This is a genomic window from Streptomyces inhibens, from assembly GCF_022221585.1.
Lineage (GTDB): Bacteria > Actinomycetota > Actinomycetes > Streptomycetales > Streptomycetaceae > Streptomyces > Streptomyces inhibens.
In genome coordinates this window covers 3,136,118-3,156,063 of record NZ_CP084681.1, presented here as the reverse complement: position 1 = coordinate 3,156,063, position 19,946 = coordinate 3,136,118, and the positions used below count along the sequence as shown (strand labels likewise).

At 72.5% G+C, this 19,946-nt stretch carries 19 protein-coding genes; 9 read left to right on the top strand and 10 right to left on the bottom strand.

Annotation, left to right across the window (positions count from 1 at the left end; all coding sequences use genetic code 11):
* Positions 1-52 precede the first annotated feature (52 nt).
* Complete coding sequence (locus KI385_RS14565) at positions 53-1,498, top strand: MFS transporter (protein WP_238572631.1); 1,446 nt, start codon at positions 53-55, stop codon at positions 1,496-1,498.
* A gap of 45 nt (positions 1,499-1,543) precedes the next feature.
* Here KI385_RS14565 and KI385_RS14560 read toward each other — a convergent pair whose 3' ends face one another.
* The 4 genes from KI385_RS14560 to KI385_RS14545 are packed head-to-tail and all read right to left on the bottom strand — an operon-like array spanning position 1,544 to position 5,285.
* Complete coding sequence (locus tag KI385_RS14560; RefSeq protein WP_238572630.1) at positions 1,544-2,149, bottom strand: response regulator transcription factor; 606 nt, start codon at positions 2,147-2,149, stop codon at positions 1,544-1,546.
* The gene (locus KI385_RS14555; RefSeq protein ID WP_281066853.1) at positions 2,146-3,564 is read right to left on the bottom strand and encodes a sensor histidine kinase; all 1,419 of its coding nucleotides are present in this window, start codon (positions 3,562-3,564) and stop codon (positions 2,146-2,148) included. The genes KI385_RS14560 and KI385_RS14555 overlap by 4 nt, the downstream gene beginning before the upstream one ends.
* Before the next feature lie 6 nt (positions 3,565-3,570).
* Entirely contained in the window at positions 3,571-4,299 is a 729-nt protein-coding gene (locus KI385_RS14550; RefSeq protein WP_238572629.1) for an ABC transporter permease, read from the bottom strand.
* Positions 4,299-5,285: an ABC transporter ATP-binding protein gene (locus KI385_RS14545; RefSeq protein WP_238572628.1), complete on the bottom strand. Its 987-nt coding sequence runs from the start codon at positions 5,283-5,285 to the stop codon at positions 4,299-4,301. The genes KI385_RS14550 and KI385_RS14545 overlap by 1 nt, the downstream gene beginning before the upstream one ends.
* A 354-nt stretch (positions 5,286-5,639) precedes the next feature.
* Between KI385_RS14545 and KI385_RS14540 the strand changes: the two genes are divergently transcribed.
* From KI385_RS14540 to KI385_RS14530, 3 genes are all read left to right on the top strand, one after another.
* A complete protein-coding gene (locus KI385_RS14540) occupies positions 5,640-6,515 on the top strand; it encodes a MaoC/PaaZ C-terminal domain-containing protein (protein ID WP_238572627.1) in 876 nt (291 codons plus the stop codon).
* A gap of 102 nt (positions 6,516-6,617) precedes the next feature.
* Entirely contained in the window at positions 6,618-7,694 is a 1,077-nt protein-coding gene (locus tag KI385_RS14535) for a Zn-dependent alcohol dehydrogenase (protein ID WP_238572626.1), read from the top strand.
* 149 nt (positions 7,695-7,843) lie between these two features.
* Positions 7,844-8,785 carry a 3-oxoacyl-ACP reductase gene (locus KI385_RS14530; RefSeq protein WP_238572625.1) on the top strand — a complete coding sequence of 314 codons (942 nt, stop codon included), beginning with the start codon at positions 7,844-7,846 and terminating at the stop codon, positions 8,783-8,785.
* A 160-nt stretch (positions 8,786-8,945) separates the two neighbouring features.
* On the opposite strand, the gene KI385_RS14525 is transcribed toward KI385_RS14530, so the two are convergent.
* A complete protein-coding gene (locus tag KI385_RS14525) occupies positions 8,946-9,113 on the bottom strand; it encodes a hypothetical protein (RefSeq protein WP_238572624.1) in 168 nt (55 codons plus the stop codon).
* 161 nt (positions 9,114-9,274) lie between these two features.
* Complete coding sequence (locus KI385_RS14520; RefSeq protein WP_238572623.1) at positions 9,275-10,780, bottom strand: hypothetical protein; 1,506 nt, start codon at positions 10,778-10,780, stop codon at positions 9,275-9,277.
* A gap of 269 nt (positions 10,781-11,049) precedes the next feature.
* Between KI385_RS14520 and KI385_RS14515 the strand changes: the two genes are divergently transcribed.
* The 4 genes from KI385_RS14515 to KI385_RS14500 all read left to right on the top strand — a co-directional run bounded on the left by KI385_RS14515 (position 11,050) and on the right by KI385_RS14500 (position 15,025).
* Positions 11,050-12,081, top strand: coding sequence for an ABC transporter substrate-binding protein (locus tag KI385_RS14515; RefSeq protein WP_238572622.1), 1,032 nt, complete (start codon positions 11,050-11,052; stop codon positions 12,079-12,081).
* A 152-nt stretch (positions 12,082-12,233) separates the two neighbouring features.
* On the top strand, positions 12,234-13,109 hold the full coding sequence (locus tag KI385_RS14510; RefSeq protein ID WP_238572621.1) for a Nif3-like dinuclear metal center hexameric protein: 876 nt from the start codon (positions 12,234-12,236) through the stop codon (positions 13,107-13,109).
* On the top strand, positions 13,106-13,849 hold the full coding sequence (locus KI385_RS14505) for a zinc ribbon domain-containing protein (protein ID WP_238577693.1): 744 nt from the start codon (positions 13,106-13,108) through the stop codon (positions 13,847-13,849). Before KI385_RS14510 ends, KI385_RS14505 begins: the two co-directional genes overlap by 4 nt.
* Positions 13,850-13,852: 3 nt before the next feature.
* Entirely contained in the window at positions 13,853-15,025 is a 1,173-nt protein-coding gene (locus tag KI385_RS14500) for a bifunctional RNase H/acid phosphatase (RefSeq protein ID WP_238572620.1), read from the top strand.
* A 173-nt stretch (positions 15,026-15,198) separates the two neighbouring features.
* Here the strand turns inward: KI385_RS14500 and eda are convergent, their stop codons facing one another.
* Positions 15,199-15,882 (bottom strand): bifunctional 4-hydroxy-2-oxoglutarate aldolase/2-dehydro-3-deoxy-phosphogluconate aldolase, encoded by a 684-nt coding sequence (eda, locus tag KI385_RS14495; protein ID WP_238577692.1) that lies wholly within the window; start codon positions 15,880-15,882, stop codon positions 15,199-15,201.
* 91 nt (positions 15,883-15,973) lie between these two features.
* Complete coding sequence (yaaA, locus tag KI385_RS14490) at positions 15,974-16,771, bottom strand: peroxide stress protein YaaA (protein ID WP_238577691.1); 798 nt, start codon at positions 16,769-16,771, stop codon at positions 15,974-15,976.
* 153 nt (positions 16,772-16,924) lie between these two features.
* On the opposite strand from yaaA, the gene KI385_RS14485 reads away from it, so the two are divergent.
* Positions 16,925-18,409 carry an RNB domain-containing ribonuclease gene (locus KI385_RS14485; RefSeq protein WP_238572619.1) on the top strand — a complete coding sequence of 495 codons (1,485 nt, stop codon included), beginning with the start codon at positions 16,925-16,927 and terminating at the stop codon, positions 18,407-18,409.
* Here the strand turns inward: KI385_RS14485 and KI385_RS14480 are convergent.
* Together KI385_RS14480 and KI385_RS14475 are read right to left on the bottom strand one after the other, a co-directional pair.
* Positions 18,396-19,049 carry a hypothetical protein gene (locus KI385_RS14480; protein WP_238572618.1) on the bottom strand — a complete coding sequence of 218 codons (654 nt, stop codon included), beginning with the start codon at positions 19,047-19,049 and terminating at the stop codon, positions 18,396-18,398. The two genes, KI385_RS14485 and KI385_RS14480, sit on opposite strands and share 14 nt — an antisense overlap.
* Positions 19,046-19,858: a MerR family transcriptional regulator gene (locus tag KI385_RS14475; RefSeq protein WP_238572617.1), complete on the bottom strand. Its 813-nt coding sequence runs from the start codon at positions 19,856-19,858 to the stop codon at positions 19,046-19,048. Before KI385_RS14475 ends, KI385_RS14480 begins: the two co-directional genes overlap by 4 nt.
* Between the last annotated feature and the right edge of the window lie 88 nt (positions 19,859-19,946).

Genomic DNA, 19,946 nt, shown 5'->3' with positions numbered 1-19,946 from the left:
GGTGGTACATGCACCGATATCCCGATGCGGGGTGCAAGCGGCGAATGCGAGCATGGTCCGCATGCCCCCGATAGCCACCTCCGCCGCCCTGTCCACAACGTCGCGCCGGGCGGCCGCACCGGCCTGGCTGGTGATGCTGTTGGTCTGCGCCGGGCAGTTCCTGGTCGTCCTGGACGTCTCCGTCGTGAATGTGGCGCTGCCCGCCGTACGGACCGGCCTGGGCCTGAGCGAGCTGGGGCTGCAGTGGATCGTCAACGCGTATGTCATCACCTTCGCGGGCTTCATGCTGCTCGGCGGCCGGGCCGCCGACATCTTCGGCCGTAAGCGGGTCTTCGTCCTCGGGCTGGCGCTGTTCACCATCGCGAGCGTGGCCGGCGGGCTGGCACATCAGCCGTGGCAGCTGATCGCGGCCCGTACGATCCAGGGCGTCGGCGCCGCCGTACTCTCGCCGGCCACCCTCACGATCCTCACCACGTCGTTCCCGGCCGGCCCGGCCCGTACCCGTGCCATCGCCACCTGGACGGCGGTCGGTGCCGGGGGTGGCGCGGTGGGCGGTCTGGTCGGCGGGGTGCTCACCGAGTATCTGTCGTGGCGCTGGGTGTTGCTGATCAATGTGCCGGTCGGGGCGCTGGTGCTGGCCGGCGCGGTGCTGTGGCTCACCGAGAGCCGGCAGGGCGTCGCGCGGCGGCTGGATGTGCCGGGTGCGCTGCTGGTGACCGGTGGGCTCGGGCTGGTGGCGTACGGGATCGTACAGACCGAGACGGACGGCTGGGCCTCGGCGTCGGCGCTGCTGCCGCTGGCTGCCGGGCTGGTCACGATGGCGGCCTTCATCGCCGTCGAGGCGCGTACCAAGGCCCCGTTGATGCCGCTGGGGCTCTTCCGGCTGCGCTCGGTCTCCTCGGCGAACGCGGCGATGGTGCTGGCCGGCGCCGCGATGTTCTCGATGTGGTACTTCCTGTCCCTCTACGTGCAGAACGTGCTGGGCTATCAGCCGCTGCAGGCCGGGCTCTCCTTCATCCCGCACTCGCTGTCCATCGTCCTGGGCTCCAAGCTCGGGCCGCGGCTGATGAACCGGGTGGGGGCCAAGTCCCTGGCCATCGCCGGTGCGGTGATCTCCGCGGCCGGCATGGTCTGGCAGGGCACGATGGACGTCGACGGAACGTACCTCGGCACCATCCTCGGGCCCGGCATCCTGATGGCGCTGGGCGCGGGCCTGACCGCGACACCGGTCGCCTCCATCGCCACCTCGGGCGCCGACCCCGCCGACCAGGGTCTGGTCTCCGGCCTGATCAACACCTCACGCCAAATGGGCGGCGCGCTGGGCCTGTCGGTGCTCTCCACCATCGCCGCCTCCCGCATCGAGGCCGGTCACGGCCCGAAGGCCCTGGCGGACGGTTACGGCCTGGCCTTCCAGGTCGGCTCGATGGTGCTGCTGGGCAGCATTCTGCTGATGGTCATCGCGCTGCCGCGGCGACGGGCGGATGCCGCGCAGGGCTGAGAAACGGGGTGTGCCGGGCGGCGGCGGGGAGTGCGCGCCCGCTACCTACAACCATCCGTTCTGGCGCGCCGCCCGTACCGCCTCCATGCGGTTACGGGTGCCGGTCTTGCCGATGGCCGCGGAGAGGTAGTTGCGGACGGTGGCCTGGGAGAGATGGACCTTGGCGGCGATATCGGCGACCGTCGCGCCGTCCACGGCCGCGGTCAGGACGTCGCGTTCGCGCTGGGTCAGCGGGTTGGGGCCGGCGCTCAGTGCCGCCGCGGCCAGGCCGGGGTCGATGACCCGCTCTCCCGCGAGCACCCGGCGGATCGCCGCCGCCAGGTCCTCCACCGGGCCGTCCTTCACCAGGAAGCCGGACGCTCCGGCCTCCATGGCCCGGCGCAGATAGCCGGGGCGCCCGAACGTCGTCACGATCAGTACCTTGCAGGACGGCAGCTGGTCGCGCAGATCGGCCGCGGCGTCCAGGCCGCTGCGGCCGGGGAGTTCGATGTCCAGGAGGGCGATGTCGGGACGGGCGTCCAGGGCTGCGGCGACGATCTGATCGCCCGCCGCGACCTGCGCCACGACCTGCATGTCCTCTTCCAGGTCGAGCAGCAGCGCCAGCGCGCCCCGCATCATTCGCTGGTCCTCCGCCAGCAGGACCTTGATCACCTGGTCAACTCCTCCATATCCGCCATATCGCCCGTGCCGACCGGCAGTTCGGCCGTGACGCGGAAGCCGCGGCGGCCGTCGGGGCCGCTGATCAGTGTGCCGCCCGCCGCGGCCAGGCGCTCGGCCAGCCCCTTCAGGCCGGTGCCGCCCACCGGTCCCGAACGACCGGGCTCGGTACGGCCCGGGCCGAACGCGCCGTCGATGGCGACCGTGCTGTCCGTACCGTCCACGCCGTCCGTCACTTCGCCGCCCGGGTCACCGTCGCGCCCGGGGACGCGGTCGCGAAGCCAGGTCAGGCCGTGTGCCGTGGCAGCACCGGAGCTTACGGGACCGTGGCCGTCGTCCGTGATCGTCAGCCGTACCCGCTCCTCTTCGGCGTGTACCTCGATCTCACAGCGGGTGGCGCCGCTGTGCCGTACGGCGTTGGTGATGCCCTCGCGGACCACCCAGCCCAGCAGCGCGCCGGCCTGCGGGGGCAGCGGCGGCCCGGCCTGTCGTACGACGGGCTCGATACCGGCCGCCTCCAGCACCGAACGGGCCCGGTCCAGCTCGGTGGTCAGGCTGCCCTCGCGATAGCCGGTGACCGCCTCGCGGATCTCGGTCAGCGCCTGCCGGCCGACCGCCTCGATATCGGCGGCCTGGGCGAGCGCCGCGTCCAGATTCCGTGGCGCCAGCCGGCGGACCGCCTCGGCCTTGACCACCACCACGGACAGGGTGTGCCCCAGCAGATCGTGCAGATCGCGGGAGAAGCGCAGCCGCTCCTTTTCCACGGCGCTGCGGGCCAGTTCCTGGCGGGTGGTGTTGAGCTCCTGGATGGTGTCGAACAGGTTCAGGACCGTGGCCGTCACCATGCCGGACAGGAACGTGCCGTACCCGATGCCGAAGGAGCCCCACGGGTCGTCGTCGTGCCAGCCGGCCAGATACCCGGCCGCCCCGCTGAGCGCGATCAGCCACAGGGCGAGCTTCTTGCCGCGCAGGGCGTGCACCGTGCCGGAGGCGAGCGACAGCAGCGGAAAGAACAGGAACCAGTTGCCGCCGAACCCGAGCGCGATGGAGAAGGTGATGGCGGTCAGCACACCCAGGGCGATGAGCGGATAACGCGAGTCGCGCAGCCGTGGGTTGAAGGAGGACCACACGACGGTGATGTAGAGCGAGTTGAAGGCGAGCAGACCGAAGCCGGCCAGCCAGGGGTTGCCCGACTTGCCCTGGATGATGTTGGAGAAGGCCCCCAGGCCCATCAGCAGCCAGGGCAGAAAGGCGTACTTGCCCGGCGCGTTGTCCGGCTTTTTGCCGCGCCACTTCTGCGTGCACGAGCTGTTGTTCGTGCCCTCCGTGCCCTCCGTGCCGCCGGGGTCCTTGTCGCCGGCGGGCTGCTGCTTTGTGTGCTGCACTGTCGCTTCCCAGGTCTGCGCCATCGTCGATCACACCGTTCGTGCGGCCCGACGGTACGCGTACACCGCGTAACCGCCGAAGAGTGCCAGCCAGGCGGCCAGCACCGCCACCGTGCCGAGGCCCGGTGCGCCGCCCTGCGTCACGCTCCGGCCGAGCTCGGCGAAGCGGTTGCCGGGCGTCCAGGAGGACAGCGAGCGCAGCCAGCCGGGGAACAGCTCGGCCGGGAACCACAGGCCGCCGAGGATCGAGAGCAGCAGCATGCAGCCCGTGTTGACCACGCCGGTGGACTGAGAGGAGAGGCGGTAGCCGTTGCCGAGGCCGAGCAGGGTGAAGGGTGCGGTGCCGACCCACAGCAGCCCGACCAGCGCGGCCCACTGCCAGGCCGGCATCCGGACGCCGTTGACCAGCGCGCCCACCAGCAGCACGGCGGCGATGGCCGGCAGCACCGTCACCGACGCCGTCAGTCCGCGGCCCACCACCACACGTATCGGGCTCAGTGGGGTGATACGCAGCTGTCGCAGCCAGCCCAGGTGCTTCTCCTCGGCGACGCCGGTGCCCGTGCCGACCGCCGCGCCCAGCGCGCCGTACGCGGCCATGCCGACCATCGAGGTGATCTTCCACTCCATCCCCGCGCCGCCGGAGCCCGCACCGATGTTGGTCATCAGCACATACATCAGCACCGGCATCCCGATACCGAAGATGACAAAGCCCTTGTCGCGCAGCGTGCGGCGGACTTCGAGCCGGATGTAGTCGAGCATCACGCGATCTCCTTCGCGGACAGGGCGTCGGCGGCGGCAAACGCCGTGCCGTGGGGGGCGGTTCGGGCGGAGGTGAGCGCGAGGAACGCGTCCTCCAGGCTGGCGGGCACGACCTGCAGACCGCGGACGAGCCCGAGCCCGGCCAGCGCCACGACCGTCGCATCGGAGTCCGCCGTACGCAGCAGCGCGCGGTCGCCGCGTATCTCCACGGCGCTCACACCGGGCAGGCCGGGCAGCGGCTCGCTCGCCGCGCCCGCCAGGTCGAAGGAGACCAGTGACCCGCCGGCCCGCCGCTTTATCGCCTCGCCGCTGCCGTCGGCGACCACCCGGCCGCCGTCGATCACCACGATCCGGTCGGCGTGCTCATCCGCCTCCTCCAGATAGTGGGTGGAGAACAGGATGGTGTTGCCACGGCGGGCATAGGCCCGCATCGAGCGCCAGAAGGCGCGGCGCGCCTCAACGTCCAGCGCCGCGGTCGGCTCGTCCAGCACCAGCAGCTCCGGGTTGCCGGCCAGCGCCACCGCGAAGCGGACCCGCTGGGCCTGTCCGCCGGACAGCCGGTCCACCCGCCGCCCGCCGAATTCGCCGAGCCCCGCCAGCTCCAGGGCCTCGGTGACATCCATGGGATGGGGGTAGGTGGCCGCGACAAAGCTGATCAGTTCGCGGACGGTGACCCGGGGGATGGGCTTGCCGTCCTGCAGCATCGCGCCCACCTTGCCCGCCAGCACCGCCGCCTCCGGCGCTCCGCCGAACAGCCGCACCGTGCCCGAGCTGGGCGGCAGCAGTCCCAGCAGCATGTTGATGGTGGTGGACTTCCCCGCGCCGTTGCGCCCGAGCAGCGCCACCGTCTCGCCCGCGGCGATCTCCAGATCCATCCCGTCGACGGCACGCACCGCGCCGTAACTCCGCGTCACCCCGGAGAACCCCACCGCCGCGGCGCCGCCCGCCCTCCGCGCCGCGCTCACCGGCCCCGTCGTCCGTGTCATGCCCGCCCCGCCTCTCGTCTTCATGCCTATGACGTTACGGAGAGTTGCGAGGTCGGGGCAGATGCGAATGTGTGTGATGGGGGCTGACAAATGTCATGGGTCCGCACGGTGCGTGTCGTGGCGTACGTCGTGGCGTATGCCGTAGGGCCGCACGTATCTGACACCACGTCAGGGGGTTCCAGGTGCTGGACGGATCGGCTATACATGAGAGCCATCGGCTAGAACGCGTTCTAGAAGTGCGGCAGGTGCGCTGCCGGAGCGCGGCCGCGCCGACCAGATACGACCCCGGCGCGGTCGACGGTGCGGACGGCCGGGCCGGGGTCTTCACATCGTGGTGAAGGAGCAACAGCCCCCATGCCCATCGACGCCGCCAAGGCCATCTCCGCCGAGCCGCGGACCACCGAACTAGCCTGGGACCACAAGGACGTCCAGCTCTACCACCTCGGCATCGGCGCCGGCGCGGCCACACCGGAGAAACCGCACCCCGCCACCGACCCGGACGAACTGCGCTACACCCTGGAGAGCGCGCTGCACGTCCTGCCCAGCTTCGCCACCGTCGCGGGCGGCGGAATGGCGGTCGCCGGCGGACTCTCCGCCCCCGGCATCGACGTCGACCTCGCCGCCGTCCTGCACGGCGGCCAGACCGTCACCGTGCACCGCGCCCTCCCGGTGCGCGGCCGCGCCACCCAGACCTCGTCCGTCCCCGCCGTCTACGACAAGGGCAAGGCCGCCGTCATCGTGCTGCGCTCCGAAGTTGCCGACGAGGAGGGCCCGTTGTGGACCTGCGATACGCAGATCTTCGTCCGGGGAGAGGGCGGCTTCGGCGGCGACCGCGGCCCCTCCGCCCGCCTCGAACTCCCCGAGCGCGAGCCTGATCTGAGTACCGAACGCCATATCCGCGAGGACCAGGCGCTGCTCTATCGCCTCTCCGGCGACTGGAATCCACTGCATGCCGATCCGGAGTTCGCGAAGCTCGCCGGGTTCGACCGGCCGATTCTGCACGGGCTGTGCACCTACGGGGTGGCGTTGAAGGCCGTGGTGGACACGGTGCTCGGCGGGGATGTCTCGCGGGTGCGGTCGTATGCGACGCGCTTTGCGGGGGTGGTCTTTCCCGGCGAGACGCTGCGGCTCCGTTTGTGGCGGGAGCCGGGGCGGGTCCAGGTGTCGGTCACGGCGGCCGACCGGGACGATGCGCCTGTTCTCGCGGACACCGTGGTGGAGCACAGCTAGTCGTTGGGGGCCGTCGGGTCCGGCGGCCGCCCGTCCTCGATCTCCCCGGCCGGCGCGGGGAGGTGTCCCCAGTCAGGCGGAACAACCGAGAGGAGCCGTGACATGCGCGCAGCCGTACAGCACGAGACCGGGCAGGACAAGCTGGAAGTGCTCGATGACGTCGAGGCGGTGGGGTTCGGACCCGGCAAGGTCAAGATCCGTATCCGGGCGACCGGGCTGTGCCACTCCGATCTCTCGGCGATGAACGGGGTGCTGCCGCAGCCCGCGCCGTTCGTCCCCGGACACGAGGGCGCCGGCGAGATCCTTGACGTCGGCGACGGCGTCACCGGCCTCGGCCAGGGTGACCGCGTACTGATGTGCTGGCTGCCCGCCTGCGGCAGCTGTCCGTCCTGCAAACGCGGCCAGACCCATCTGTGTCTGGCCGGATTCATGAACGCCGGCACGCCCAACTTCAAACGCCCCGCCGGTGATGTCTTCGGCTTCGCCGGCACCGGCACCTTCGCCGAGGAGGTCGTGGTCGCCGCCAACTGCGCGGTCCCGATCCCGGACGATGTCCCGTACGAGATCGCCGCGCTGATCGGCTGTGGTGTCACCACCGGGCTCGGCGCGGCCATCAACACCGCCAAGGTGGAGGCCGCTTCCTCGGTCGCGGTGATCGGCTGCGGTGGCGTCGGCATCTCCGCCATCCAGGGCGCGAGGGCCTGCGGCGCCGCCCAGATCATCGCCGTCGACCCGGTCCTCGCCCGCCGAGAGGCCGCGCTCCGCTTCGGCGCCACCGAAGCCGTCGCCCCCGACGCGTTCGCCGACGCCAAGGCCCGGATCACCGCGGGGGAGGGCTTCGACTATGTCTTCGAGGTGGTCGGCAAGTCCGCCACCGCCCGTACCGCCTACGAGATGACCCGGCGCGGCGGCACCCTGTGCGTGGTCGGCGCGGGGGCCATGGACGACAACTTCCAGGTCAATATGTTCGAGCTGTTCTTCGACGAGAAGCGGATCCTGCCGTCCCTGTACGGCGGCGCGGATGTGCTGCGCTCCTACGAGCGGGCCATCGCCCTGTGGCGGGCCGGCCGGATCGACCTCGAAGGCCTGATCACCCATCGCGTCCAGCTCGCCGAGGTCAACGACGCGCTCGACCAGATGCGCTCCGGGACCGCGCTGCGCACCTGCATAGAGATCTGAACGCCGGAGAGGCCGGAGACCGGAGATCCGATGCCGGAGAGGGGGCGCACCCGGCTCAACCCGGCACGCCGCATCTCACGGCACCACACGGCACGGCACCGCGCCGCACCGCATCGCACCGTGCTCCGAGACGACTTGAGAGGACAGGAATGGCACAGCCACTTGAGGGCCTGACCGCGCTCGTCACCGGTGCCGGGCGCGGCCTGGGCCGCGCCGAGGCCCTCGAACTCGCCCGCCTCGGCGCCCGCGTCGTGGTCAACGACTACGGGCAGCCGGGCCGCGACGGCTCGGGCGAGGCCTCCGCGGCACCCGCCGAGGACGTCGCCGCCGAGATCCGCGCGGCGGGCGGCCAGGCGGTCGCCCACCTCGGCGATGTCGCCGACCACGAACAGGCCCGCGCGCTCGTCCAGTTGGCCATCGATACGTATGGAAAACTCGACATTCTGGTCAACAACGCGGGCATTCTGCGCGACCGGATGGTGTTCTCGATGACCGAGGACGAATGGGACTCGGTCATCCGCGTCCATCTCAAGGGCCACTTCAACACCACGCACTTCGCCGCGGTCCACTGGCGCGAACGCGCCAAAGCGGCCGGCGGCCCGGTACACGGAAGGATCGTCAACACCTCCTCGGAGGCGTTCCTCGCGGGCTCCGCGGGCCAGCCCAACTACGCCGCGGCCAAGGGCGGCATCGTCGGCCTGACGACCTCCACGGCGCTGGCGCTCGCCAAATACGGTGTGACCGCCAATGCGATCTGCCCGCGCGCCCGCACCCGTATGACCGAGGACGTTTTCGCGGGCTTCTCGGAGCCCGAGGACGGCAGGCTCGACGCGCTCGCGCCCGAGCATGTCGCGCCACTCGTCGGCTATCTGGCCTCGCCGGCCGCGGCCCGGGTCAACGGACAGCTGCTGGTCGTGCACGGCGGCATGGTCGCGATCGCCGAGCGTCCGCGGATCGCCGCGAAGTTCGACACCGCCAAGGAGGTCTTCAGCTTCGAGGAGCTGGACGATCTGCTGACGCCGTATTACGCGCAGCGCCCGCCGAACGAGACCTTCGCGGCGGCCGAGGTACTGGGCCTCAAACACGGCTGAGGGGCCGGCCGGACGCCCTGCGCACAAGGGGGCCGGGCTCTCCACGCACGACGGGCCCCGGCCCACCCGCGCACAACGGCCGTGGCCGCCGCCCGCGAAGATGCGGTGCGGCGGCCACGGCCGTTGTGCGCGGTCGGCGGTCAGGTCCGCCGGACCGGCCTTACGCGTCCTGCGGCTGCTTGTCCCGGCGGTGCCGGCCGTGGGCGGTGGAGTCGGACTCCTCAGCGGCGGCCGGGCCACGGTGCTTGGCGGAGCTTGCGGCCGCGGCGGCCTGGGCGGATGCCTCCTGGGGGCGCGCCTGGGTCGTGTTGGTTCGGGCTTCGGACATGGGAAGAGTCACTCCGTCAGATCGCTTACAGCTGTACGCGTCGGGACCTCGCCCGACGACCGCCAAGGCTGACCCCGAGCGGCACTGTCGGTGGCCGGTCAACCGGCTGCGTAGCCCCCGCCCGAAATTCTAACGGGGCGGGAAATCATGCTCCACCGGGTCTACCGGGCCGCGAGAGGTGCCTGTTGCAAGGGCACTGGCCTGCACATTTGGGGATGCGTCGGGGCGCGCTGCGGTTCCGCGTCCAGGACTCGGAGTTGTGCAGATGCTGTGGAGCGGTTGTCGGCGTCTCCTGCATCCAGGACAATCCCCCCGGCCGCCTTCGCGCTCGTACGCGCGCCCGGGACGGTTCCCCCGCCGGCCACCTTGTCCGCGCCCGCGGCCGGGGGTCTCTCCCCGCCGCCCGCCCCAGAAGCCGGACTCTGCACCGGCCTCACAGGCTCCACCAGCCGCTCCGCGCCCACGGGTTCCGCAGGTCCTACCGCCCCCGCAGGCTCCGCCCGCCGCTCCGCCCCCGCAGGCTCCGCCCGCCGCTCCGCCCCCGCAGGCTCCGCCCGCCGCTCCGCCCCCGCAGGCTCCGCCCGCTGCTCCGCCCCCGCAGGCTCCGCCCGCCGCTCCGCCCCCGCAGGCTCCGCCCCCTCCACCGGCCCCAGCGGTATGGCCATCCGCGCCACCCCGCACGGCTCCGCGTCCGTCGCGTACGGCAGCAGCAGTTCGCCGGCCGCCGTCCACAGCCCGGCCCCCGCCAGCCACCCCTCCGGCACCGGCAGCTGCCGCAGCTCCCGTCCCGAGGGCCGCCAGACCCCCAGCCACGCCCCGCTCACCGCATCCATCCGGTCCATCCGGAACGCCACCGCGCAGCTCTCCGGGGCCAGCATCTGCCCCGGTTGTGCGGCGAACGGCGTCACGGACGTACCTGCCGGTCGCAGGCACTCGGGGAACCGCACCGGCAGACTGCTGCCCAGTACGCCCCAACCCAGTCGGTCGTGCCCCGGCGCGTCCGACCGTACGAGCAGCAGCCCGCTGTCCGGATCGGCCAGCAGCAGCCGGTCGTTGCTGTCCTCGGTGATCTGCAGCAGCGGGCCGGTCCCGCCGCCCCGCTCCAGATCGACCAGCACGGTCTTCGTCCGGCCGCCCCACTCCCGGTCCAGGGCCAGGAGCCGGCCGGCGCGGTCGAGCCAGACGCCCCCCGAGCAGCGCCCCGGGATCTCGGTGACCCGCTCGGGTCCGTGCGCGCCGCCGTGCACCAGCCACAGCACGGTGCGGTGGGCCTCGGGCGCCAGGGCGTAGCCGAGCGACCCGCCAGGGGTGGGCGGCAGCAGGGTCAGCTCGTCCGCTTCCACCGCGCCCAGCAGGAGTTCGCCGGTCCCGGGGTCGGTCGGGTAGAGCAGGGAGCAGGCGAAGCGGTCGGCGACCCGGCGCACGATCAGCACCCGTCCGTCCGTGAGCGGCAGCAGTTGGCTGTCCGGCTCCTCGGGCTGGCTGCCCGGCAGCGGTACGGCGTACGGCTCGGGGCCGCTCAGCGTCCAGCGCTCCGGAAACCAGCTCCCGGCGGCGTCGTCATGACGGGCGAGCCGGGCGGCGTACGAGCCGTCGGCGGCGATGGTCAGCGCCGTGCGGTGCGGGCTGTCCAGCTCCGTGGCGTCCTCAGGGGCACAGATCGTCATCGAGTGGTCACCTCCAGTCAGCAACCGAAGCTAGTTTTCGCACTTCCGGCCGATCAACGCGAGTTGCCGCACTTCACGCATAAGGATGGCGATTGTCCGGTTCGCCGGTGCTGGTTGAGGTGGGTGTGCTTCGGAATTCAACGGTGGGCTAGGTTAGGCGTGCCTAAGTTGCCTCTTGACGGGCCTGACGCGGTCCTCAAGTTGGTTCCGTGCTGCCCGGGTGTTCCTTGTGGCGCCCCGGCGAGCAGCCGATCTCCCGGGAGTACGTGATGTCCCTTCGCCGCCGCGGCGCCGCCGCGACAGCCCTCGCCGCCGCGGGCGCCCTGACGCTCGCGGCCTGCGGTACGTCCGACGCGGGCGGTGGCCGGAGCGACAACGGTGCGGGATCGAAGGCCGTCGCCCAGGGCGGCAAGGACTTCGCGAAGGCCGCCGAAGAGACCGCGAAGATGGGCACCGATGCCAAGCCGGGGCAGTTCCCGCGCACCATCAGGCATGCGATGGGCAGCACCTCGATCAAGGCCGCGCCCCAGCGGGTGGTCGTCCTCGACGTCGGTGAGCTCGACAACGTCGTCTCGCTCGGCATCAAGCCGGTCGGCTACGCCCCCACCGAGGGTGACGAGGCCCTCCCTGGCTACCTGAAGAAGGACGCCGGCCACCCCCGGAGCGTCGGCACCATCAACGGCCTCAACCTGGAGGCCGTCAACAAGCTCAAGCCCGACCTCATCCTGGGCAGCAAGCTGCGCGCCGAGAAGCAGTACCAGCAGCTGAGCAAGATCGCCCCGACCGTCTTCTCGATCCGCCCCGGCTTCACCTGGAAGCAGAACTATCTGCTCAACGCCGCCGCCCTGGACAAGACCGCCGAGGCGAAGACCGAGCTGGCCGCGTACGAGGCCAAGGCGAGGAAGCTCGGCGCCGACATCGGCCCCAAGAAGCCGACCGTCACGATGCTGCGCTACATGCCGCAGTTCACCCGGCTGTACGCCAAGCAGTCGTTCATCGGCACCATCCTTGAGGACGTCGGCCTGCCGCGGCCCAGGAACCAGCGGATCGACGACCTGGCCACCGAGGTCAGCCCGGAGAACATCAACCAGGCCGACGCGGACCGGATCTTCACCGGTGTCTACGGCGACCCCAAGTCGACCAAGCGCGAGAGCGCCGAGCACAACCCGCTGTGGAAGAACCTCAAGGCGGTGAAGGACGGCCACGCCAAGGACGTCAAGGACGAGACCTGGTACCTGGGACTCGGCGTCACCGCCGCCAACAGCGTCCTGGACGATCTGCGCGGCTTCCTGGTCAAGTAGCGGCTCGGGCGGGCAGCCGGCCGTTGAAGCCGCCGTCGGCTCCCCACCCGACCGACAAAGCACCCCACCAACAAAGCACCCCACCACCGAAGAACGAGCCGCCCGGGACAGGACGCCGCCCCCTGTCACAGGCGGGAGGTAACCTTCCACCCGTGCCCGTACTGTCTGAAGTCCTCACCGCGCTCGACGCCCTCTGGCCACCCGAGCGGGCCGAAGGGTGGGACGCCGTAGGCACGGTCTGCGGAGACCCCGACGCCGAGGTCCGCCGTGTGCTGTTCGCCGTCGACCCGGTGCAGGAAATCGTCGACGAGGCGGTGCGGCTCGGCGCCGACCTTCTCGTCACCCATCACCCGCTCTATCTGCGCGGTACGACGACGGTGGCGGCCTCGACCTTCAAGGGCAAGGTCGTGCACACGCTCATCAAGCACGACATCGCCCTGCATGTCGCGCACACCAACGCCGACACCGCCGACCCGGGTGTCTCCGACGCCCTGGCCGGTGCCCTGGATCTGCACGTCCTGGGCCCGCTGGTGCCGGACGCGAGCGACCCGGCAGGCCGTCGCGGTCTGGGCCGGATCTGCGAGCTGGGGCACCCGATGACGCTGGCCGAGTTCGCCTCGTACGCCGCCGCCCGCCTCCCCGCCACCGCGCAGGGCATCAGGGCGGCCGGCGACCCGGACCGCGAGATCCGGACCGTCGCCGTATCCGGTGGTTCCGGTGACAGCCTCTTCGACGACGTACGGGCGGCCGGTGTGGATGCGTTCCTCACCGCCGATCTGCGCCATCATCCGGCCTCCGAGGCCATGCAGAGCACACACAACAGCCCGCCGGCGCTGCTCGACGCCGCCCACTGGGCCACCGAATGGCCGTGGTGCGAGCAGGCCGCGGCCCAGCTCGACGCGGTCTCCGACCGGCACGGCTGGGGACTGCGTACGCATGTCTCCCGTACGGTCACCGACCCCTGGACCGCCCACGCGGCGTCCGCCCCCCGCTTCACCCCGACGCACACCACAGGAGCCCCACGCTGAACGCCGCGCCCGCCGACCAGATCCGCCTCCTCGACGTCCAGGCCCTGGATGTCCGGCTCACCCAGCTCGCGCACCGGCGCAGGAACCTCCCGGAACTGGCCGAGCTGCAGACCCTTGAGGCCGACCTCATCCAGCAGCGCGACCTGCTCGTCGCCGCACAGACCGAGGAGAGCGACACCAGCCGCGAGCAGACCAAGGCCGAGCAGGACGTGGACCAGGTGCGCCAGCGCGCCGCCCGCGACCAGAAGCGGCTGGACTCCGGCGCCATCACCTCCCCCAAGGACCTGGAGAGCCTCCAGCGCGAACTGGCCTCGCTCGCCAAGCGGCAGGGCGACCTGGAGGACGTCGTCCTGGAGGTCATGGAGCGCCGGGAGGCCGCCCAGGAGCGGGTCACCGAGCTCACCGCCCGGGTGGAAGCCATCCAGGCCAAGGTCGACGACGCCGCCGCCCGCCGGGACGCCGCCTGTGCCGAGATCGACGCCGAGGCCGCCACGGCAACCAAGGAGCGCGAGCTGACCGTCGCCGACATCCCGGCCGACCTGCTGAAGCTCTACGACAAGATCCGCTCCAAGGAGGGCGGCGTCGGCGCGGCCCGCCTCTACCAGCGCCGCTGCGAGGGCTGCCGCCTGGAGCTGAACATCACCGAGATCAACGATGTGCGCGCGGCCGCCGCCGACGCCGTCGTCCGGTGCGAGAACTGCACCCGCATTCTGGTCCGTACGCCCGACTCGGGCCTGTAGGCCATGACACGCACGCTGATCGTCGAAGCGGACGGCGGGTCCCGGGGCAACCCGGGGCCGGCCGGCTACGGCGCCGTTGTCCTCGACCCGGTGACGGGTGAGGCGCTGGCCGAGGCCGCCGAGTACATCGGCACCGCGACCAACAACGTCGCCGAGTACAAGGGTCTGGTGGCCGGCCTGCGGGCGGCCCACGCCCTGGACCCGCAGGCACGCATCCAGGTGCGGATGGACTCCAAGCTCGTCGTCGAGCAGATGTCGGGGCGCTGGCAGATCAAGCACCCGGACATGAAGCCGCTGGCCGCCGCGGCCAGGGCGATCTTCCCGGCCGGCCAGGTGTCGTACGAGTGGATCCCCCGCGCGCAGAACAAGCACGCCGACCGGCTCGCCAACGAGGCGATGGACGCCGGAAAGATCGGCAAGCAGTGGGAGCCGCGGGACTCCAGGGCGGCGCTCGCCACCGCACCCGCCCGCAGCGCCGCCGCACAGGCCGCCGACGCGGCCGCCGAGGTGGCGGAGGCGGCCGCCGCCCCGGGCTGGGGCGCTCCCGACCTCGGCGCACCCGCGACCTTCGTCCTGCTGCGGCACGGCGAGACCGCGCTGACGCCCGAGAAGCGGTTCTCCGGCAGCGGCGGCAGCGACCCCGAACTCTCCGCCGCCGGACGCCGCCAGGCCGAGGCGACCGCCGCCGCACTCGCCGCCCGCGGCACGATCCAGGCCGTTGTCAGCTCACCGCTGCGACGCTGCCGGGAGACCGCGGAGACGGTCGCGGCCCGGCTCGGCCTGGAGGTCCGCATCGAGGAGGGCCTGCGCGAGACCGACTTCGGGGCGTGGGAGGGGCTGACCTTCGCCGAGGTGCGCGAGCGGTTCCCCGATGACCTCGATGCCTGGCTCGGCTCCGCCAAGGTGGCGCCCACCGGAGGCGGTGAGTCCTTCGCGTTGGTCGCCCGCCGGGTCGCCGTCGCCCGCGACAAGCTCATCGCCCGGTACGCGGGCCGGACCGTGCTGCTGGTCACGCATGTCACCCCGATCAAGACCCTGGTCCGCCTGGCCCTGGGCGCCCCGCCGGAGTCGCTTTTCAAGATGGAGCTCTCCGCGGCGTCACTGTCCGCGGTGGCGTACTACGCCGACGGCAATGCCTCGGTGCGGTTGCTGAACGACACGGGGCATCTGCGGTAGCGGGGCGTCCCGCGCACCCCGCACACCGCGCGCCTTCCGTACGCGAACGGGCCCGGCCCATCGGACGACCGATGCGCCGGGCCCTTCACATGAACAGCCGTCGGCGCATGGGCGGCCATGAGCAGTAGTCGGTACCCGGGCAGACATGAACAGCCGTCCGCGCCCGAAAGCCTTCAGGCCGCCAACGCCGCCGCCTCCCGAGCGAGTTGGCGTACCCGGCCCCAGTCCTTGGCGGCCAGGGCGTCGGCCGGCAGCATCCAGGTGCCGCCCACGCAGCCGACGTTCGGCAGCGCCAGATACGAGGGCGCCGATGCCGGGCCGATCCCGCCGGTCGGGCAGAAGCGGGCCTGCGGCAGCGGTGAGGCCAGCGACTTCAGATAGGCGGTGCCGCCCGCCGCCTCGGCCGGGAAGAACTTCAGCTCGGTGAGGCCCTCGTCCAGCAGGGTCACCACTTCCGAGGTCGTCGAGACGCCCGGCAGGAACGGCACGCCGGAGTCCTTCATCGCGCCCAGCAGCCGCGGCGACCAGCCCGGGCTGACCAGGAAGCGGGCGCCGGCCGCGCGGGCCGCCTCGACATGCTCGGGGGTCAGCAGCGTGCCGGCGCCGATCACCGCGTCCGGGACCTCGTCGGCGACGGCCCGGATCGCGTCCAGCGCGGCCGGCGTCCGCAGCGTCACCTCGATCGCGGGCAGCCCGCCAGCGACGAGCGCACGGGCGAGCGGCACGGCGTCGGCGGCGTCGTGCAGCACGACGACCGGGATGACGGGGGCGAGTTCGAGCACCGAGGACGGGGGAGAAGTCGAGAGCTTGGGGGAGGCGGGCGCGGGGGAGGAGGCGACGCTGGTCACGCCGCCCATAGTGCGCCCGCCGACCCACTCTCCGCAACGAGCGTTGCGCATGTTGCAATCGCAGTCGGCCGGGTTGCCCCTACGGCCGTATCCCCGGCCCCTACAGCTCCGTCACGATCACATCGACGGCCCACGCCTTGCCGCTCTTGGCCGGGGCCTCCGCCTCCACCGCGTACCCCAGCCCGCGCAGCGCCTCCACCAGCTCCGCCGGACCGTCCGGTGTCAGACCCGCCGACAGCAGATCCCGCACCAGCCGGCCCTTGGTCGCCTTGTTGAAGTGGCTGACCACCGTCCGCTTCTCCACACCGGCCACGATCTTCGACTGCAGCACCCGCACGGTCGCGGTCCGCCCGGCCACCTCACCCTTGGGCTTCCACGCCGTGGCGTACGCCGCCGACCGCAGATCGAGCACCAGCCCCTCGGCGGCGGCCGTCGGCAGCACCTCCGCCATCGGTGCCCGCCAGTACGCGCCCAGCGCGCCGAGCCCCGGCAGCTTCACCCCCATCGAGCAGCGGTACGACGGAATCCGGTCGCCGATCCGCACGGCGCCCCACAGCCCCGAGAACACCAGCAGCGACCGCTCGGCCAGCTTGCGCGCCGGCGCGTCCAGGGACGCCAGCCCGAGCGCGTCGTAGAGCACACCGGTGTAGATCTCCCCGGCCGGCCGTGCACCCGCCGTCCGCAGGCCCGCGTTCTTGGCGATCTCGCCCTTGAGGCCCTCGCTGAGCCCGAGCACCTCCTGGGCCTTGGTCGCGTCCGCGGCGCACAGCTCGACCAGCTCCTCGAACACCGCCTCGCGCGCCGCGGTCAGCCCCGGCAGCGACAGCGATCCGATGTCCAGCGGCGCGCCGGCCTCTCCCGCGGCCTTCCCTTCGGACGGCGGCAACAGCACGAGCACGGTGTTCTCCTTCACGGCGGTAGGGGCGGGGGTGCGGCCCCGGGAAAGCGTATGGCCTGCGCCGGGCGGGCGAAGAACCCGCTCAGGGCCGGCCTCCCCGGCGCGGCGCCGCACGTCGCGCCGCGAGCGCCCACCCGCCATACGCTCGGTTTCATGCCCCGTCTCCATATGCATGTGACCGACGCAGCCGATGCCCCGCTGCGCGCCGCGCTGCGTGAGCTGCGCTGCAAGCTGGAGATTCCGTACCACTTCCCGCCCACGGCACAGGCCGAGGCGGAGAGCGCCGCCCGCGCCCCGCGGATCCCGGTCGCCGATGGCGCGGTGGCCACCGAGCACACCCTGGAGGACGTCACCGACCTCCCGCTCTTCACCATCGACCCGCCCGGCTCGCTCGACCTCGACCAGGCCATGTTCCTGTCGCGCCGCGCGGGCGGCGGCTTCCGCGTCCACTACGCCATCGCGGACGTCGCCTCCTTCGTGACGCCGGGCGGCGCCCTGGACGCCGAGGCGCACCACCGCGTGACGACCCTCTACTTCCCCGACGAGCGCGTTCCGCTGCACCCCTATGCGCTGAGTGAAGGCGCTGCCAGCCTGCTGCCCGACCAGGACCGCCCGGCCGTCCTGTGGCAGCTCGACCTCGACCGGCAAGGGGCCCTGACCGCCGCGTCCGTCCGCCGCGCCCTGGTCCGCTCCCGCGCCAAGCTCGACTACGCGGGCGTCCAGCGGGTCATCGACGACCGGACGGCCGAGGAACCGCTCGCCCTGCTCCGCGAGATCGGACTGCTGCGGGAGGAGCTGGAGGTCGCCCGCGGCGCGATCTCCCTCCATGTGCCCGAGCAGGAGATCGTCGAGCAGGACGGCTGCTACACCCTCGAATACCGCGCCCCGCTCCCGGCCTACGGCTGGAACGCGCAGATCTCCCTGCTCACCGGCATGGCCGCGGCCGAGCTGATGCTCGCCTCCGGCACCGGCATCCTGCGTACGCTGCCCACCGCCCCGGACGGCTCGGTCGCCCGGCTCCGGCTCACCGCCCGCGCGCTCGGCGTGGACTGGCCCCACCACACCTCGTACGCGGCGCTGATCCGCACCCTCGACCCGGGCCGCGCCACCCACGCCGCGTTCCTCCAGGAGTGCACCGCCCTGCTGCGCGGCGCCGGCTACACCGCTTTCGACGGCGCCCCGCCGGCGGCCTCCGACGCGCTGCACGCCGCCGTCGCCGCCCCGTACGCGCATGCCACCGCGCCGCTGCGGCGGCTCGTCGACCGCTACACCTCCGAGCTGTGCCTGGCCGCCTCGGCCGGCGAGGAACCGGCCGACTGGGTCCGCAGCGCGCTGCCCGCCCTGCCCCGGGAGATGGAGACCGGCACCCAGCGCGCCAACCAGATCGAGCGCGCCTGCGTCGACCTCGTCGAGGCGGCGCTGCTGCGCGACCGGGTCGGCGAGATCTTCGAGGCCCTGGTCGTCGAGATCCAGGAGAAGGACCCCACCCGGGGCACCGTCCACCTCTACGACCCGGCCGTCATCGGCCAGGTCGAAACCGCCCCGGACGGCCCCGCGCTCCCGCTCGGCCACCGCATCCAGGTCCGCCTCGCCGAAGCCGAACCGGGCCGCGACCCGGTCCGCTTCACCCCTGTCTGACGGCGGCCCCTTCCGGGGCCCCCGGGGCCGCGCCCGGTGCCGCCGTCGCCGCCCGTACGGCCGCCACCGCGCCCCGCGCGTCATCGGCATGGAACCGCACCGTACGGACCGTCTCCTGCCGCCCCGTCAGCCGTACGGCCGCCACCGGTTCGGTCAGCTCGACGGTCACCGACGTCTGCCCGCCGACCGCCATCTCCAGCACCCCGTCCCCCGCACCCTTCTTCTCCGGCTCCCTGGTGAACCGCAGGTCGTAGCGGACCGAGGCGATCCGCTCCAGCGGTATCCCCACCTCCATCCGGGCACCGTTGCGCAACCGCAGCATCCCGGCCCCCAGCACATGCGGCCGGGTGACCGCCGCGGCCTGGAACCCCAGCATCATCAGCACCGTGTAGACATCGACGACCAGCATCACCTCACGCGCCACCGCAAGTCCGGCGAGCAGCACATGGAGCCCGGCCGTCTCCACGGCACACACGAACGTCAGCCCGTACACGATCGCCGCCTGCGCCCCCGCGTACCCCATGGCCCGCTCGCCCGGCGCCACCCCGATCCGCCGCCGCGCCACCCACCACCCCAGGCTCACCAGCCACCGGCCCTCGTACGCGGCCAGCCGGCGCAGCGTCCCGCCCCTCCGGGTCACCGGGCACGCTCCACGAGCAGCCGGATCGACTGGCGTACGGCCTCGGCCTGCGCGGGCGCGAAGTCCGCGAAGAAAGCCCCCATGAACCCCTCCGAAACCTCCGCGGACTCCCAGGATCCGACCTCCCCGGCCCGTGCGCCGACCTCCGCGGCCACCGCGTCCGGCAGGCAGTCGGAGAGCGCCTGTGCGGCATCCGCCACCCGCGGATCGTCCGGCTCGGCCCCGGCCAGCTCGTCCAGCAGCGCGTACACCTCGTACACCCGCGCCATCGCCCCCGGCTCCGCGGTCGCCTGCCCGAGCAGGGCCGACAGCCGCTCGCCCGCTTCGGCTCCTGCCGTCGCCTCCATCAGCGCCAGCACCTCCCGCTCCTTGGCGGCCATCGCGGGCTCGGGGCCCGGCCGCTCCGCCGCGGTCCGGGCCATCCTCCCGAAGAGCGCCGCCAGTTCCTCCGACACGGGGCCCTCGGCGGGCAGCCCGCCGTGCTCCTCCGCCAGCCGCAGCAGCGCGGCGATGCGCGCCCGCCGGGTCCGGATCGCCTCCTCCTGCCGCGCCAGATCCGCGTCCAGCTCGGCCAGCACCTCGTGCAGCGCCCGCCCCGCGTCGTCGGCGAGGACGTCCCGTACCTCCTCCAGCCCCAGGCCCAGCTCGGTCAGGCGCCGCACCCGCGCCAGCGCCACCGCGTCGCGCAGCCCGTACTCGCGATAGCCGTTGGCCCGCCGCGCCGGCTCCGGCAACAGCCCCAGATGGTGGTAATGACGCACCGCACGGGTGCTGATGCCGGCCAGCGCGGCGAGTTCTCCGATCCTCATGCGGCCAGTAGAAACGTTGACGCCGCGACAAGGTCAAGCGGTCGCGCACACGGTCCGGCCCGGGTGGCGGCGGCCGGTCCGCCCCCCT

Excerpts from the sequence above, each read along its gene's own strand:
- KI385_RS14565 (WP_238572631.1), top strand. The coding sequence starts at position 53 with ATGGTCCGCATGCCCCCGATAGCCACCTCCGCCGCCCTGTCCACAACG.
- KI385_RS14555 (WP_281066853.1), bottom strand. The coding sequence starts at position 3,564 with ATGGCGCAGACCTGGGAAGCGACAGTGCAGCACACAAAGCAGCAGCCC.
- KI385_RS14550 (WP_238572629.1), bottom strand. The coding sequence starts at position 4,299 with ATGCTCGACTACATCCGGCTCGAAGTCCGCCGCACGCTGCGCGACAAG.
- KI385_RS14545 (WP_238572628.1), bottom strand. The coding sequence starts at position 5,285 with ATGACACGGACGACGGGGCCGGTGAGCGCGGCGCGGAGGGCGGGCGGC.
- KI385_RS14540 (WP_238572627.1), top strand. The coding sequence starts at position 5,640 with ATGCCCATCGACGCCGCCAAGGCCATCTCCGCCGAGCCGCGGACCACC.
- KI385_RS14535 (WP_238572626.1), top strand. The coding sequence starts at position 6,618 with ATGCGCGCAGCCGTACAGCACGAGACCGGGCAGGACAAGCTGGAAGTG.
- KI385_RS14530 (WP_238572625.1), top strand. The coding sequence starts at position 7,844 with ATGGCACAGCCACTTGAGGGCCTGACCGCGCTCGTCACCGGTGCCGGG.
- KI385_RS14525 (WP_238572624.1), bottom strand. The coding sequence starts at position 9,113 with ATGTCCGAAGCCCGAACCAACACGACCCAGGCGCGCCCCCAGGAGGCA.
- KI385_RS14520 (WP_238572623.1), bottom strand. The coding sequence starts at position 10,780 with ATGACGATCTGTGCCCCTGAGGACGCCACGGAGCTGGACAGCCCGCAC.
- KI385_RS14515 (WP_238572622.1), top strand. The coding sequence starts at position 11,050 with ATGTCCCTTCGCCGCCGCGGCGCCGCCGCGACAGCCCTCGCCGCCGCG.
- KI385_RS14500 (WP_238572620.1), top strand. The coding sequence starts at position 13,853 with ATGACACGCACGCTGATCGTCGAAGCGGACGGCGGGTCCCGGGGCAAC.
- eda (WP_238577692.1), bottom strand. The coding sequence starts at position 15,882 with ATGGGCGGCGTGACCAGCGTCGCCTCCTCCCCCGCGCCCGCCTCCCCC.
- KI385_RS14485 (WP_238572619.1), top strand. The coding sequence starts at position 16,925 with ATGCCCCGTCTCCATATGCATGTGACCGACGCAGCCGATGCCCCGCTG.
- KI385_RS14475 (WP_238572617.1), bottom strand. The coding sequence starts at position 19,858 with ATGAGGATCGGAGAACTCGCCGCGCTGGCCGGCATCAGCACCCGTGCG.